Source organism: Streptosporangium sp. NPDC000563 (assembly GCF_040299985.1).
Classification (GTDB): Bacteria; Actinomycetota; Actinomycetes; order Streptosporangiales; family Streptosporangiaceae; genus Streptosporangium.
This window is the reverse complement of the sequence record NZ_JBEPDA010000005.1, coordinates 72,730-85,959: the sequence shown is the minus strand read 5'-3', so window position 1 is coordinate 85,959 and position 13,230 is coordinate 72,730. Positions and strand designations below refer to the sequence as shown.

Below are 13,230 nucleotides of genomic sequence, written 5' to 3'. Positions count from 1 at the left end.
GTGGGTGAACGCCCATGCTCGGTAACCCTACGTGGCAGGGACCTCAACGTGATCGTCCACGCGTCCGGCGCGGGGATTCCACAGGTCGAGTGCGGCCGCATGACGGTGGCGAGGGGACTTGAGTCTCAAGCCGCTTGAGACACCATAGTGACGGCATGGACGACAACGAGCTGTATCCGATCGGGGACGTGGCACGCCGGACCGGTCTGAGTGTCAGCGCCATCCGCTACTACTCCGACGCCGGGGTCATCGCGCCCACAGATGTGACCGAGGCGGGCTACCGCCTGTACGACGTCCGGGCGATCGCCCGGCTGGAGCTCATCCGCACCCTGCGTGACCTGGACGCCGGCCTGGACGACATCCGCGGGCTGCTCGACGGCGAGACGTCGCTGCACGATCTCCTCGCGACGCACCTGGAGCTCGTCGAGCGTCAGGAGCGAGCCCTCCGGGCCAGACGGGCCGTGCTGAGAACCCTGGTCAAGCAGGGCGGAACGACCGCGCAGGTGACCCTGATGCACAAACTCGTCTCGATGCCCGACGAGGAGCGCGAGCGGCTCGTCGACGACTTCTGGAACGAGGTCGGCGAGGATCTCGATGTACCCCCCGGTTTCGTCGAGCGGTTGCGGACGATGCGACCGAGCCTGCCGGAGGACCCCACCGCCGCCCAGCTCGAAGCCTGGATCGAGCTGGCCGACCTGCTGCGGGGCGAGGAGTTCCGTGGCGCGGTCCGCTCCTATCTCCGGGACACCTACGGCACGTTCCCCGGACGGCGCATGGCCGCCGCACCGGTGTGGGACTTCATCCACGAGGAGGGGGCGAAGGTCGGGGAGGAGATCGTGGAGGCGTATCGTTCCGGGCTGCCGGCGGACTCTCCCCGAGCGCGGGAGCTGGTCGTTCGCCTGGCGAACGCGTCCGCAGAGGCCGTCGGCGGGCAGACCGCGGCCGAGTCGCGGGAGCGAATGGCCACGGCCTTCCTCCTCGTCGAGGAGATCCGGCGCGAGGATTCCCACGAGGAGGCCCGCTACGACGCGACCCACGGCAGGTACCTGTCCCTGGTGGCCGTGATCAACGGGACGCCGCCCGCCGGCGACGAGGAGGGTCCCGAGCTCTTCGCGTGGATCGCGGCGGCCCTTCGTGCCTCGGCCCGGTGAGCATGAATTCAGGGGATGAGGGAGACCTCGGGGAAGCGAGTGTCGGGGCCCTCGAACAGGCGGGTCGGCTTGCCGCGCAGGTGCAGGTCGAAGAAGGCCCCGACGTAGGCGCGCTGGGCCGCCACCGAACGGCCGGGATCGATCGTGCCCACGTAGTCCGCGAGCGGCACCTTGGGGAGTGTGGTCGCGATCTGCGGCAGCAGTGGCTGCAGGTCGGTGAACGAGCCGTGGGCCGCGCCCTTGAAGCGCAGCTCCCGCTTCCATCCGGTCGAGGCCCGCCAGAACGACTTCCAGCTCGGCTCGCTGTCACGCGTGTGGGTCTCGGCCGCCAGTTGCAGGAACGGCTTGGCCGCACCCCGGGTGGCCACCGGGCCGACATAGGCGCCGTCGAGGTTGACGCCCGCGTCCACGCGGGCGTCCTCGCGAGTCAGCTGCGCGGCGACCGACCCGCCCAGCGACTGTCCCAGCACCCCGACCCGCGAGGCGTCGGGCGCGCCGAGCATCCCCGTGGGCAGCCTGCCGCCGATGGGGCGGCCGTGGGCCAGGGCGGTCACCCGGTCCAGAACGTAGCGCGTGTCCGCCAGGCGTGCCGTCGCGTGCTTGGCGAGCAGCTTGGCGATGACCTTCGGCGTCAGCTTCGCGGGCAGCGGCAGGGCGCGTACCAGGCGTCGGCCGGGAAACTCCACCTGGTCGGCCTCGTAGGTGTGGTCGACGGTGACGACCAGGTAGCCGCGCGAGGCCAGGTCCTCGACCAGGGTGGTGCCCAGCGTGCGCGGCCCGCCGTCCCCCGAACCGAACAGCACCACCGGCAGTTTGCCCGCGCGCGGTTCGACCGGCGCGCCCACGCGGGCATGCGTGCGCGTGGCGGCCCAGGCGACGGCGCCCTTGGCGATGCCCAGGGGCGGTGCCGAGTGCCGATCCCAGTCGGCGGCGGCAAGTGGCGGCATGTGCGGCGCGAACGGCCCGCCGCCCGTCGCCGGATACCACAGACTGATCATCAGTTCCCGGTACGGCTTGGCCGGCACCAGTGGGTCGGGCCGCGAACGGTCGACCAGTCGCACGGCCACGGTCCCGACCGTATAGGGGCCGCCGGGCGCGGGCAGGCTCACCCCGATCGGTCTCCCGGCGTCGGCGCCGGCCGCGGGCGGGCAGGTCACCAGCACCAGTACGGCCAGCCCCGCGACCTTGCCTGCGGTGCGTGCGGCTTTCGAGACGGCGGACGCCGGGCTGCTGGAGACGGCGGACGAGCCGGTGGCCTTGGCATCAACGGCCAAATCCATATTTTTCGTGACAATGGGCATGCGAAAGCTCCTCAACCGGAAGGGGTGTCCGACGAGGCTGGCAGTCCGGCACGCCCGCGGGCCAGCGGCGGAGGGCGTGCGTGCGCATGCGACTTTCGGATGACGGTCATCCCCGGGGAGGAGCGGGAGCGAACCCGCAGGAGACCTAGGGTGAAGTGCATGGAACCAGTCGGCCATCCGGCGGCCCGCCTCATCGCGCCGAGCCGATGGTCGACCACGCCCCTCGACGCGCTGCTCGCCGCCGCGCTGTTCCTGGCCACGCTCGGACCCGGCCAGGTGTTGTCCGGTCCTCCGTGGCTGCTCGCGCTGCAGACGGCGCTGGTGGCGCCATTGGCCTGGAGACGGCGCGCTCCGATGACGGTCCTGGGCGCGATCGGTCTCGCCGCCGCCGTCCAGTGGGCGTTGGACGTGCAGCTTCCCGCCGACGCCGCCCTCCTGGTGGCCCTCTACACGGTCGCCGCGCGTCGCCCGTGGCGTCACACCCTGTCGGCGGCGCTCGCGCTGCAGGTCGGGGTGCTGCTGGCCGCCGCCCGCTGGGCGCCGCCCGGCCGGTTCCCTTTCACGGTGGCCGCGCTGAGCGCGATGGCGGGCGCCGCCCTCATGAGCGGCCTGTGGGTGCGGGGGCGGCGGGCGTACGTGACCTTCCTGGAACGCGACCGCGAGCAGCGGGCACGGCTGGCCGTCGCCGAGGAGCGCGCGCGGATGACCCGCGACATGCACGACATCGTCACTCACAATCTGTCGGTCATGGTCGCGCTCGCCGACAGCGCCGCCCACGTCCGCCACAGCGCGCCGGACCGGGCCGCGGCGGCGATGGAACAGGTCGCCGCGACGGGACGTCAGGCCCTGCGGGACATGCGTCACTCCCTGGGCTCCGGCCGAGATCACGCCACCTGGGACGAGGACCGCATCGAGGAGACACTTCAGCCCGCGCCCGGGATCGCCGAGATCGGTCCGCTGGCCGAGCGGATGCGCGCGGCCGGGCTCGCGACGTGTGTCCGGGTGCTTGGTGACACCAAGGCGGTTCCCGCCGCCGCCCAGCTCACGATCTACCGGCTGGTTCAGGAGGCGCTGACGAACACGCTGCGGCACGCGCCCGGGGCCGGCGCCGATGTGCGGGTCGACGTGTCGCCGCGCCGCGCCGAGGTGGAGGTCACCGATGTTCGCGCCCCGGTCGTGCTCGGCGCTCCTGGGTCCCCGGGGGCCGGGACCCGGGCGCCGGGGCCCCGTCCCGGGCTCCGGGACGACGGGCGCGGGATCGCGGGCATGCGGGAACGGGTGGCCGCCTACGGCGGGACCCTGGACGCCGGACCGGTGGCGGGCGGCGGATGGCGGGTGCTGGCCGTGCTGAACCTGGGAGCGCCACGATGATCCGGCTGCTGATCGCCGACGACGAGTCGCTGCTGCGGATGGCCTTCCGCATGGTCTTCGAGGCGGAGCCGGACATGGAGGTGGCCGGAGAAGCGGATGACGGCGAGCAGGCGGCCCGGTTGGCGCGGCACCTGCGTCCGGACGTGGTGCTGATGGACGTACGCATGCCCGGCCTGGACGGCATCGAGGCCACCCGCAGGATCGTGCGAGACAGCCCACGTTCGCGCGTGCTCATCCTGACCACTTTCGATCTGGACGAGTACGCCTTCGCCGGACTGAAGGCCGGAGCGTCCGGGTTCCTGCCGAAGAACACCCGGCCGCAGGAACTGCTGAGCGCGATCCGCAACGTCGCGGAGGGAGAGGCGGCGCTGTCGCCACGCGTCACCCGCCGCGTGCTGGAGAGGTTCGCGCCACAGATGACACAGGGGCCCGCCGAACGGGACGAGCGGCTGACGCAGTTGACCGCGCGCGAGTACGAGGTGCTGGTGCAGGTGGCGCGCGGGCTGTCCAACGCCGAGGTCGCCGCGGCGTTGCATCTGGCCGAGGCGACGGTCAAGACGCATGTGAGCCGCGTGCTGGTCAAGCTCGGGCTGCGTGATCGCGCCCAGGTGGTGGTCTTCGCCTACGAGAGCGGCCTCGTCCGCCCCGCCACCCCCGACCTTCGACCGATGCCGGGGACCGTCCGATCACCTTGATCGGACGGGATTTCGCGCTCTTCACGCCTTGAGGCCGCTGCACGGGCTCCTGCCCGGCCGGTGGTCCCGGCCGACTCGGTGCTCTGACCGTCAGAGTGATCGGTCGACACGACGGAAGGCCGAGCGGTAGTCCCCCGGGCGTCGTCCGGTGTGCTTGGCGAAGAGGGCGGCGAACGTGCCGGGGTCCTTGTATCCGACCGCGGCGGAGATGCGGGCGACGGTTTGGTTCGTGGTCTCAAGGAGGTGGCGGGCGCGACGGACGCGCGACGACTGCAGGTACTCCAGGGGGCTCCGGCCGGTCTCGTCCGCGAAGCGCCGCAGCAGCGTCCGAGTACTGACCTTGAACGCGTCCGACAACGCGGCGAGGTCGTATCGGACGGCGAGGTTCTGGTCGAGTCGTCGCATGACCCTGTGGGAGAACTCGTTTCCCGGCTGCGGAAGAAATCGTGCGTCGACGTATGGAGTCTGGGACGATCGCGCGTCGTCGACGAGCGCCACCCGTGCGGTCGTCCGTGCCACCTCGGCCCCGCTGTGCCGGCGGATCAGCTCCAGCGCGAAGTCGTACATGGCGCTGAAGGCCGCCGTTGTCGTCACCCCCGTGTCGGTGACGACCAGATGTTCGGGCCGGACGTCGGCGTCCGGACAGCGTCGGGCCAGTTCGTCCGCGAGGAGCCAGGCGGTCGTGGCGCGGCGCCGGTCGAGGAGCCCGGCCTCGGCGAGCAGGAACGCGCCGACACAGATCGAGACGACGGCGGTGCCGACGGCGGCGTGTGAGCGGATCGCCGCGATTTCGGGAGCGAGGGGTGCGAGCTTCGCGTCCACGTCGAGGCCTGGCATGAGCTCGAACCCCGGCACGACAAGGACGTCCACCTCGCGCAGCGGTGAGACGTCCAACGCCGCGCCACCCGAGGCGGCGACACGACGACGAGGTGAGACGATCGACACCTCGTATCCGGAGCCGTCAGGTCCGGCGACGTGCGCGGCCATCGTCAAGAGATCGGGTACGCCGAACACCTCGGACGCGAAGCAGCCCGGATAGGCCAGGACACCGACCCGCAGCGCGCTCACGTTCGCCTCCTCACCATCCCTCTGGCGAGATTACCCGCGGATATGGCGATCCGGCCTCTCACCCCGTGCCGGGGCGTCGGTACACGCTGTCCCCATGAACGCTGCCGACGACATGATCACGGACTTCTCCCGACGACTCGTGGATGTGGAGGGGGTGGTGAAGACGGTGTACGCCGCGGGCTCCGGGCCGGCCGTCGTGTTGATGCCGGAGATGCCCGGTATCAGTCCTGACGTCCTTCGGCTGGCGCGGTGGGTGCGGGATGCGGGCTTCACCGTCTATGTCCCCTCGCTTTTCGGGATCGACGGTGCCTATCCCACGGCCGAGGGAGGTATGGAGGTCGTCCGCCGCGCGTGTGTCAGTGCCGAGTTCCGCGCGTTCGCCGGGGGCGGTACCAGCCCGGTCACGGCATGGCTGCGCGGGCTCGCGCGCCAGGCCCACGGCGAATGCGGCGGTCCGGGAGTCGGCGCGGTCGGGCTGTGCTTCACCGGCAACTTCGCTCTCACCATGGCGCTCGAACCGGCTGTCATCGCGCCGGTGGTGAACCACCCGTCGCTGCCGCTGGACGACCCCGCCGGACTGGAGATCAGCGACGAGGACGCACGCGCGGTCCGAGACCGCATCGCGCGCGACGGACTGAAGATTCTCGCCTACCGCTTCGAGGACGACCGCTGGTGCACCGGCCGGCGCTTCGCCGCCTACCGGGCGCTCCTCGGCGATGCCTTCGACGGCCGTGTCCTTCCTGGCGGTTCCGCGAACACCAGCCCGCCACCGTTCTTCGGTGACGTGATCGAGACCCCCCACAGCGTTGTCACCGCCCACCTCGTCGACGAGGAGGGACATCCCACGCTGAAGGCCAGGGACGAGATCATCGCCTTCCTGACCGACCGCTTGAGCCCGTCCGAACCTGCCGGGACGACATCCGACTGAGCGGCACAACGGTTCCGGCCGATCGCGGTGCGTGGTTCGGCGGGGAGGTCTTGAGGTGCTGTCAGATCAGGAGCAGGGTCTTCCCCAGGGCGGTGCGTGACTCGATCGCGGCGTGTGCGTCCGCGGCGCGTTCCAGGGGGAAGGTCTGCCCGATGACCGGCCGGATCCGGCCCGCCACCGCTTCCGACATCACCCGCGTCGTCCACTTCTCCATCCGCGGCCCGAAACCGAAGAGCTGCTCGATCCCGATCACCTCGACCCCGCGCCGTCGCGCCCGCGTGAGGTCGATCGCGGTGACCTGGCCGCTGGAGGCGCCGTGGACGGAGAAGCGGCCGCCGTCCGCCGTCACCTCGAACGCGGCCCGGCCGATCTCCCCGCCGACCCCGTCGAACACCACGTCGGGGCCCGCGCCACCGGTCGCCTCGCGTACCCGGTCCGTCCAGCCGGGATCGGAGTAGTCGATCGCGACCTCCGCGCCCAGATCGCGAGCCAGCTCCAGCTTCCGCGCGCCGCGCGCGGCCGCGACGACCCCGGCGCCGGCCGCGCGGGCGAGTTGCACCAGCAGGCTGCCGACACCGCCACCCGCGGCCTCGACCAGCACCCACTCACCGGGGCGGATCCGGGCTCCCTCGACCAGGCCCAGCGCGGTGCCGCCGTCGGTGTGCAGGGCGACGGCCTCGGGTAGTCCCAGCTCTTCCGGCACCGGGATCAGGTCACCCACCGCGGCCACCGCACGCTCGGCGAAGCCGCCGCTCTCCCCGGTGCCGGCGAGGACGCGCCGTCCGGACCAGGCCGGATCCACGTCCTTTCCGAGTGAGGCCACCCGGCCGGCGACCGTACCGCCCGGCACGTACGGCAGCTCGGGCCTGGCGTGCCATTTGTCGACGCCGCGCCGGATCTGCGTCTCGACGAAGGTGATGCCCGCGACGGACACGTCGACCACCACCTGGCCGGGCCCGGCGACCGGCTCCGGCGCCTCGCCCGCGACCAGCACCTCGGGGCCTCCGAAACTCATCACCCTCACCACTCGCACGTCAGTCGCTCTCCCGTACTCGGCTGTCCGACACCGGCGCGGAGCAGTCTCCAACCTCAACCTCGATCGAGGTCAAGCGACCGCGAGCCATGTCCCCGAACTCGGTGCGGCCAGAGGCCGTCGCCGTCGGTTCAGCCGGTTGCCTGAGCGGTGCCGTTCCCGGATGATCCAGGCGGGGGATCACACACCGAAGGGCGACAATGAGGGCATTGCTGGTTTTTCTGGGGGTCACCGCGGTGGGCGCTCTGGTCGCGGTCGTTCTGCTGTTGCGGAGCCCGGCGGACGGAGGGCCGAGAGAGGAGCGGGTGGCCTCGGATTCCACCGCCACGGCGCCTGCCGCCTCCGTGGCGGGAAAGAGCGTGTTGCTGGACGTCGAGGGCGCCGTCCTTGAGGAGTTCTCCGGCGACTGCGCGGGCGTCGGGTATCCCTACCTGTGCCGGCAGGTCAAACAGCAGCTTCTCGCCCAGGATCCGCAACTGCTCGACCGTGGCGGCCTGACGATCCGCACGACGATCGACCAGCGGCTCCAGCGGGCGGCGCAGCGGGCCATCGACGCCCACGTCCACCGCGACGACCCGCAGGTCGCCGCCCAGGTCATGATCGTCCCGGGTGAGGGCGCCATCAGGGCCATGGCCACCAGCCGCGACGCCGCTGCCGCCGACGCCGCCGATGCTGACGGGGGCGCCGACGGGTCCGTTGCCGACGCCGACGACAGGGCCGCTGACGGGGCCGCCTTCCAGCAGGGTACGACGGCGATGCCCTACGTCCTGGCCGCCGCGTTCGCCGCCGGTCTGCGCTCCGACGACGGCTTCCAGATCTCGGACGAGTATCGTGCCCCGAGCTACGCGGCGTTCAGGAACTGCGCGAACCAGGCCGTCGCCGACCCGGCCCACACCGTCGTGAACCGGGAGAAGGGTGGGGACCGGTTCGTCACCCTGCGCTCGGGCACCCGGGAGGTGGTGAACACCTTCTACATGCGCCTGACGGAGAAGGTCGGGCTGTGCGAGACCGTCAGGATGGCCGAGCGTCTCGGGCTCGGACGCGCCGACGGGACGCCGCTTCTGGAGTTCGAGACGTTCTCGCTGGGCATCAACGAGGTCGGCCCCGTCTCGGTGGCCAACTCTTACGCCAGCCTCGCCGCCCGCGGTCGCTTCTGCGAGCCGACAGTGATCACGGAGATCCGCGACGGCTCGGGGGCGCCACGCCCTTTCCCGCCGCGTTGCCGGCAGGTCCTGGACCCGGCGGTCGCCGACGCGGTCACCGACGTGCTGTCGGAGGCGCTCGCGAAAAGCGCGCTCGGCGGCATCGGCCGCGAGGCGGCGGGCATGCCCGGCACGACCGACGCCTTCACCGCCGCCTGGTACGCCGGATACACCCCCGGCCTGGCCTCGGCCGTCAGCCTCGGCGACTCGCGCGGCGCGTTCCAGCACGACCTGAGCGACGTCACCATCGGAGGCCGCCACTACCCGCAGGTGGACGGCATGTCGCTTCCCAGCCTGGTCTGGAAGGAGGCGATGACCGAGGCGGTGAGAGGGACGCAGGAGACCGGCTTCACCCGGCCGGACGCCGGGCGCTTCGGCGCCTGCCGCGACGCCTGCCCGAACTGACCGCCGCGGCCCGCTCGCTCGGCCACCGCCGTCCCGCCTGCGGCGTCGGACGCGCCGAGGTGTCCGGTCGGCTCGGGGTGCTAAGCCCTGGTGAGCCAGGTGACCTGGGTGCCGTTGTCGAAGGACTCGCGCCGGGTGGGGGTGAACATGGTGGGGCGGAACCGTCCGGAGAACATGGAGATGCCCGCGCCCGCCACCACGGGGTAGCCCTTGAGGATGATCTCGTCGATCTCCGGGAGCAGGGAGGCGGCGAGCCTGCCGCCGCCGCACAGGTAGATGTCCATGCCGGTGTCCTCGGCCTTCAGCCGCCGGACGAGCTCGACCGGGTCGCCGGTCTCCACCCGCACCGTGGGATCGTCGATCGTCAGGGTGCTGGAGACGACGTACTGGCGCAGGTGGGCGTACGGGCTGGTGGTGGGGACGTCCAGGGCCGGCTCGTAGGTGCCGCGGCCCATCACCACCGTGTCGAAGACCTTGTTGGGCGCGTCCTCAAGGCCGACAAGCCCGCGGACATGGGTGGGGAGCGTCTCGGGGTAGCGGTCGTTGATCCAGGCGGCCATCTGGTCCGACACGGGGTAGAAGTCGAACTCGGCGTCGGGGCCCGCGATGTAGCCGTCGAGCGAGACGGCGACGTAGTAGACGAGCTTTCGCATATCAATTAACTCCCAATGTAGTACTCTGCTTGTAGTGGTTGGAACGTAGTACTACAGATGGAGTGGTGTCAAGTGCGGAGGAATCCCGAGCGACGGCAGGCGTTGATCGACGCGGCCATCGAGGTGCTGGCCAAGGAGGGGGCGCGGGGGCTGACCTTCCGGGCCGTCGACGCGGAGGCGGCCGTGCCCCTGGGCACGGCCTCCAACTACTTCGCCAACCGCGACGACCTGTTCACCCAGGTCGGCGGGCGCATCTACGAGCGGTTGCTGCCCGACGAGGCCACGATGGCCCGCAGCCGGGAAGGTGTGCAGGACGCGAACCGCTACGCCGAGCTCATGCACGAACTGGTGGATCGGGTCTCCGCCTTCAACTCCGGCTACCTGGCCCTGCTCGAACTACGGCTGGAGTCCACCCGGCGCCCTGAGCTGCGCGCGGTGCTGACCAAACGCATCCGCGAGGACATCGACGCCAACGTCGGCCACCACGCCGCCTCGGGCCTGCCCGGCGACTCGACCTCGGCGGTGCTCCTCTACCTCGCGCTGAACTGGCTCATCGTGGAACGGCTGACACTGCCCGACATCTTCACCGAGCAGGAGATCCACGAACTGGTGGACGCCGCCGTGCAAAGATCGCTGAACGCCTGACCCGTGAGGCCGCCCGAGGATTCCGGGAGACGATCGTTCCTTACGGGGAAGTGATCTTCTGACTCTCCTGATCCTCATGCGCCGGTCGGCATTCGTTGATCGGAGGCGATGCGCCCACTGCGGTTCGCGTCGAAGAGGGCGGGGGGAGCGAATGAACCGGATGTGCGGGGCAGCCGGGTGCGAGCCCGCATGGAATCATCGACGGGTGTTTCCAGTTTTGGGGTGAAAGGCGGGCCTTTTGTGACCGATCGGGGAACGTTGGACGCGCTGCGGCAGGCGGTGCGGGTGTCGCCGGACAATCTTCCGTTGCGGCGCCACCTGGCCGAACAGCTGCTGAGCGCGGGGTTGCTCATGGATGCCGAGGCCGAGTTCCGCGCCGCGCTCGCCCTGGTTCCCGGTGACGCCGAGTCGGCGACCGGGCTCGCCGAGGTGTTCCTCAGGCAGGGCAAGAGCGGCGCGGCCCTGGCGGCGGTCGAACGCGTCGCGGCCGGGCAGGGGCCGCCCCGGGCCGGGGTCGTCGTGGCCAGGGCGCTGGCCGCGGAGGGGGATGTGGCGGCCGCACGACTGCGCTACCGGGAGGCCGTGGCGCGGGACGGCTCGCTCGCCGATCCCGTGTTCGAGGCCGAGCTCACGAACTCCGTGCCGAGGCCCATCCTCGACGAGGCGACGGCGAACGTGGCGTCGCCCCTGAACCCGGGCGCCGACAGGCTGCGTACGAGTTTCGCGGACGTGGCCGGGATGGAGCAGGTCAAGCAGTCCCTGCGGATGAAGCTGCTGCTGCCGGTCCAGCAGCCGGAGATGTTCGCCGCCTACGGCAGGCGCGCCGGCGGCGGGGTGCTGCTGTACGGGCCGCCCGGCTGCGGGAAGACCCACCTGGCGCGGGCCGCCGCCGGAGAACTGGGCGCCGACTTCATCAGCGTCGGACTGTCGGACATCCTCGACATGTACGTCGGGTCCAGCGAACGCAACCTGCACGCGACGTTCGAGAGGGCCCGTCGCAACAGCCCGTGCGTGTTGTTCTTCGACGAGGTCGACGCGCTGGCGGCGCGCCGCTCGGACATGGGGCAGGCGCACAACCGGCAGATCGTCAACCAGTTCCTCGCGGAGATGGACGGTGTGGAGGGCGGCGCCAACGAGGGGGTTCTGATCCTCGCGGCGACGAACGCCCCCTGGTACGTGGACGCGGCGTTCCGCCGTCCCGGCCGGTTCGACCAGCTGGTGTTCGTGCCGCCGCCGGACGCGGCGGCGCGGGCGGCCGTTCTGTCACTGCTGTGCAGGAAGACGCCGCTGGCCGAGGTGGACTTCCGGATGATCGCCGAGGCCACCGAGGGGTTCACCGGTGCCGACCTCAAGGGGGTGGTGGACCGGGCCGTGGAGGCCAAGCTCCAGGACGCGATACGCGTTGGCCGCCTCCTGCCGCTGTCCACCTCCGACCTGCTGGGCGCGGCCCGTTCGGTCCGCCCGACGGCGGTCGCCGAATGGATGGCCACGGCCCGAAACTACGTCACGTACTCCAACGAGAGCGGGGCCTGGGACGACCTGCTGCCCTGGATCGGCGGCAGGCGGCGATGACCTCCTCGGTCGACGCCCGGGTCCAGGCTCTGGCGGAGCGGGCGCGGATGCTGGTGATGCTGCGCCGCGGCCCCGACGCCGAGCGGGAGGCCCGTGCCGCGCTGGCCGAGGATCCGCAGAATCCGGCCGCGCACCTCATGCTCGCCCTCGCGCTTTTTCTCCAGAAGGACATGGACGAGGCGCTCGTGGAGGCGAACCGGGGGACCGGGCTCATCCCCGATCACTGGTTCGGGCACTGGGTGGCCGGGTTGATCCTGGGCAGAACCGGCCGGGAGCGCGAGGCGTTGGGTGCCTTCCAGAACGCGCTGGCACGCGGCCCGGACGAGCCGTTGATCTACGAACTGCTGGCCCGCACCCACTTCAACCTTCGCGAGTTCCCGTCCGCCGCCGGAGCCGCGGGTCGTGGACTGCGGCTGGCGCCGGAGGACGGCGGGCTCGCCCAGATCATGGGGCTCGCCCTGGCCGAGCTCGGCGACGCGGACGGCGCCCGCGAGCACGCCTCGCGGGCGATCCGGCTGGCCCCCGAGAACGCGGACGCGCACCGTGCGTACGGACTGGTCATGATGACGACCGGCGACCACGGGGCCGCCGCCGACGCGTTCCGCGAGACACTCCGGCTCGCGCCCGAGTACGAGGAGGGCCGGAGCCTGCTCCTGGAGGCCCTCAAACAGCGCAATCCGCTGCGTCGTCTCGACGGCTGGCTCGCGTCTCTGCGTCTCCTCACCCGCCGGCGGATCCTGCTGTGGCTCGCGCTGTGCCTGTTCGTCCCCTGGTTCGTCTACATGGTGCTGCTCACGGTGGCGACCTGGGTGAACTGGGTGAGCCAGGCCGTGACCACGCTGGTTCTGCACCGGAACCTTCGCGACCGGCAGCTGTTCGACACCGCCGAGGTGTGGGCCGCCCGGATCTCCGCGGGCCTCTTCTGCTGCGGGATCGTGCTGCTGGTCTCGGCCGCCGTGGCGGGGTCGCCCGGCACCGTGATGGCGGGTGTCGCCGTGCTCGGACTGATCACGCCCGTCCAGGAGACGGCACGGCTCAGCGGGGTGCGCCGCCACGTTTTCGGAGGCGTCACGGGCGCGCTGGCCGCGACGCAGGCGGCCCTGATCCCGATGTCGTACGTCGGCCAGTCGCTGGTCCCGGTGCTGCTCGTCTTCTACGCCTGCCTGGCGTCCACCTGGGCCGCCAACCTCCTGCATCCGCGCTGAC

The 13,230-nt window shown here is 71.4% G+C and carries 12 protein-coding genes; 8 read left to right on the top strand and 4 right to left on the bottom strand.

Annotated features, from left to right (window positions below):
• The first annotated feature begins 155 nt into the window (after window positions 1–155).
• On the top strand, window positions 156–1,151 hold the full coding sequence (locus tag ABT352_RS15435; RefSeq protein WP_350945473.1) for a MerR family transcriptional regulator: 996 nt from the start codon (window positions 156–158) through the stop codon (window positions 1,149–1,151).
• 8 nt (window positions 1,152–1,159) lie between these two features.
• Here the strand turns inward: ABT352_RS15435 and ABT352_RS15430 are convergent, their stop codons facing one another.
• Window positions 1,160–2,452: an alpha/beta hydrolase family protein gene (locus ABT352_RS15430; RefSeq protein WP_350945472.1), complete on the bottom strand. Its 1,293-nt coding sequence runs from the start codon at window positions 2,450–2,452 to the stop codon at window positions 1,160–1,162.
• Window positions 2,453–2,611: 159 nt separating this feature from the next.
• Between ABT352_RS15430 and ABT352_RS15425 the strand changes: the two genes are divergently transcribed.
• Both ABT352_RS15425 and ABT352_RS15420 read left to right on the top strand, forming a co-directional pair.
• Window positions 2,612–3,823, top strand: a complete 1,212-nt coding sequence (locus ABT352_RS15425; RefSeq protein WP_350945471.1) for a sensor histidine kinase — start codon at window positions 2,612–2,614, stop codon at window positions 3,821–3,823.
• Complete coding sequence (locus ABT352_RS15420; RefSeq protein ID WP_350945470.1) at window positions 3,820–4,518, top strand: response regulator; 699 nt, start codon at window positions 3,820–3,822, stop codon at window positions 4,516–4,518. The genes ABT352_RS15425 and ABT352_RS15420 overlap by 4 nt, the downstream gene beginning before the upstream one ends.
• 90 nt (window positions 4,519–4,608) lie before the next feature.
• On the opposite strand, the gene ABT352_RS15415 is transcribed toward ABT352_RS15420, so the two are convergent.
• Entirely contained in the window at window positions 4,609–5,586 is a 978-nt protein-coding gene (locus ABT352_RS15415; RefSeq protein WP_350945469.1) for a GlxA family transcriptional regulator, read from the bottom strand.
• A 94-nt stretch (window positions 5,587–5,680) separates the two neighbouring features.
• On the opposite strand from ABT352_RS15415, the gene ABT352_RS15410 reads away from it, so the two are divergent.
• Complete coding sequence (locus ABT352_RS15410; protein ID WP_350945468.1) at window positions 5,681–6,514, top strand: dienelactone hydrolase family protein; 834 nt, start codon at window positions 5,681–5,683, stop codon at window positions 6,512–6,514.
• 61 nt (window positions 6,515–6,575) lie between these two features.
• Here the strand turns inward: ABT352_RS15410 and ABT352_RS15405 are convergent, their stop codons facing one another.
• Window positions 6,576–7,529, bottom strand: coding sequence for a zinc-binding dehydrogenase (locus tag ABT352_RS15405; protein ID WP_350945467.1), 954 nt, complete (start codon window positions 7,527–7,529; stop codon window positions 6,576–6,578).
• A gap of 227 nt (window positions 7,530–7,756) precedes the next feature.
• Here ABT352_RS15405 and ABT352_RS15400 point away from each other — a divergent pair, with 227 nt between their 5' ends.
• Complete coding sequence (locus ABT352_RS15400) at window positions 7,757–9,154, top strand: penicillin-binding transpeptidase domain-containing protein (protein WP_350945466.1); 1,398 nt, start codon at window positions 7,757–7,759, stop codon at window positions 9,152–9,154.
• Between the two features lie 80 nt (window positions 9,155–9,234).
• Here the strand turns inward: ABT352_RS15400 and ABT352_RS15395 are convergent, their stop codons facing one another.
• Entirely contained in the window at window positions 9,235–9,807 is a 573-nt protein-coding gene (locus ABT352_RS15395) for a dihydrofolate reductase family protein (RefSeq protein ID WP_350945465.1), read from the bottom strand.
• A 72-nt stretch (window positions 9,808–9,879) separates the two neighbouring features.
• Between ABT352_RS15395 and ABT352_RS15390 the strand changes: the two genes are divergently transcribed.
• From ABT352_RS15390 to ABT352_RS15380, 3 genes are all read left to right on the top strand, one after another.
• A complete protein-coding gene (locus ABT352_RS15390; protein ID WP_350945464.1) occupies window positions 9,880–10,452 on the top strand; it encodes a TetR/AcrR family transcriptional regulator in 573 nt (190 codons plus the stop codon).
• A 240-nt stretch (window positions 10,453–10,692) separates the two neighbouring features.
• The gene (locus tag ABT352_RS15385) at window positions 10,693–12,024 is read left to right on the top strand and encodes an ATP-binding protein (RefSeq protein ID WP_350945463.1); all 1,332 of its coding nucleotides are present in this window, start codon (window positions 10,693–10,695) and stop codon (window positions 12,022–12,024) included.
• Window positions 12,021–13,229 carry a tetratricopeptide repeat protein gene (locus tag ABT352_RS15380; protein ID WP_350945462.1) on the top strand — a complete coding sequence of 403 codons (1,209 nt, stop codon included), beginning with the start codon at window positions 12,021–12,023 and terminating at the stop codon, window positions 13,227–13,229. Before ABT352_RS15385 ends, ABT352_RS15380 begins: the two co-directional genes overlap by 4 nt.
• Window position 13,230 lies beyond the last annotated feature (1 nt).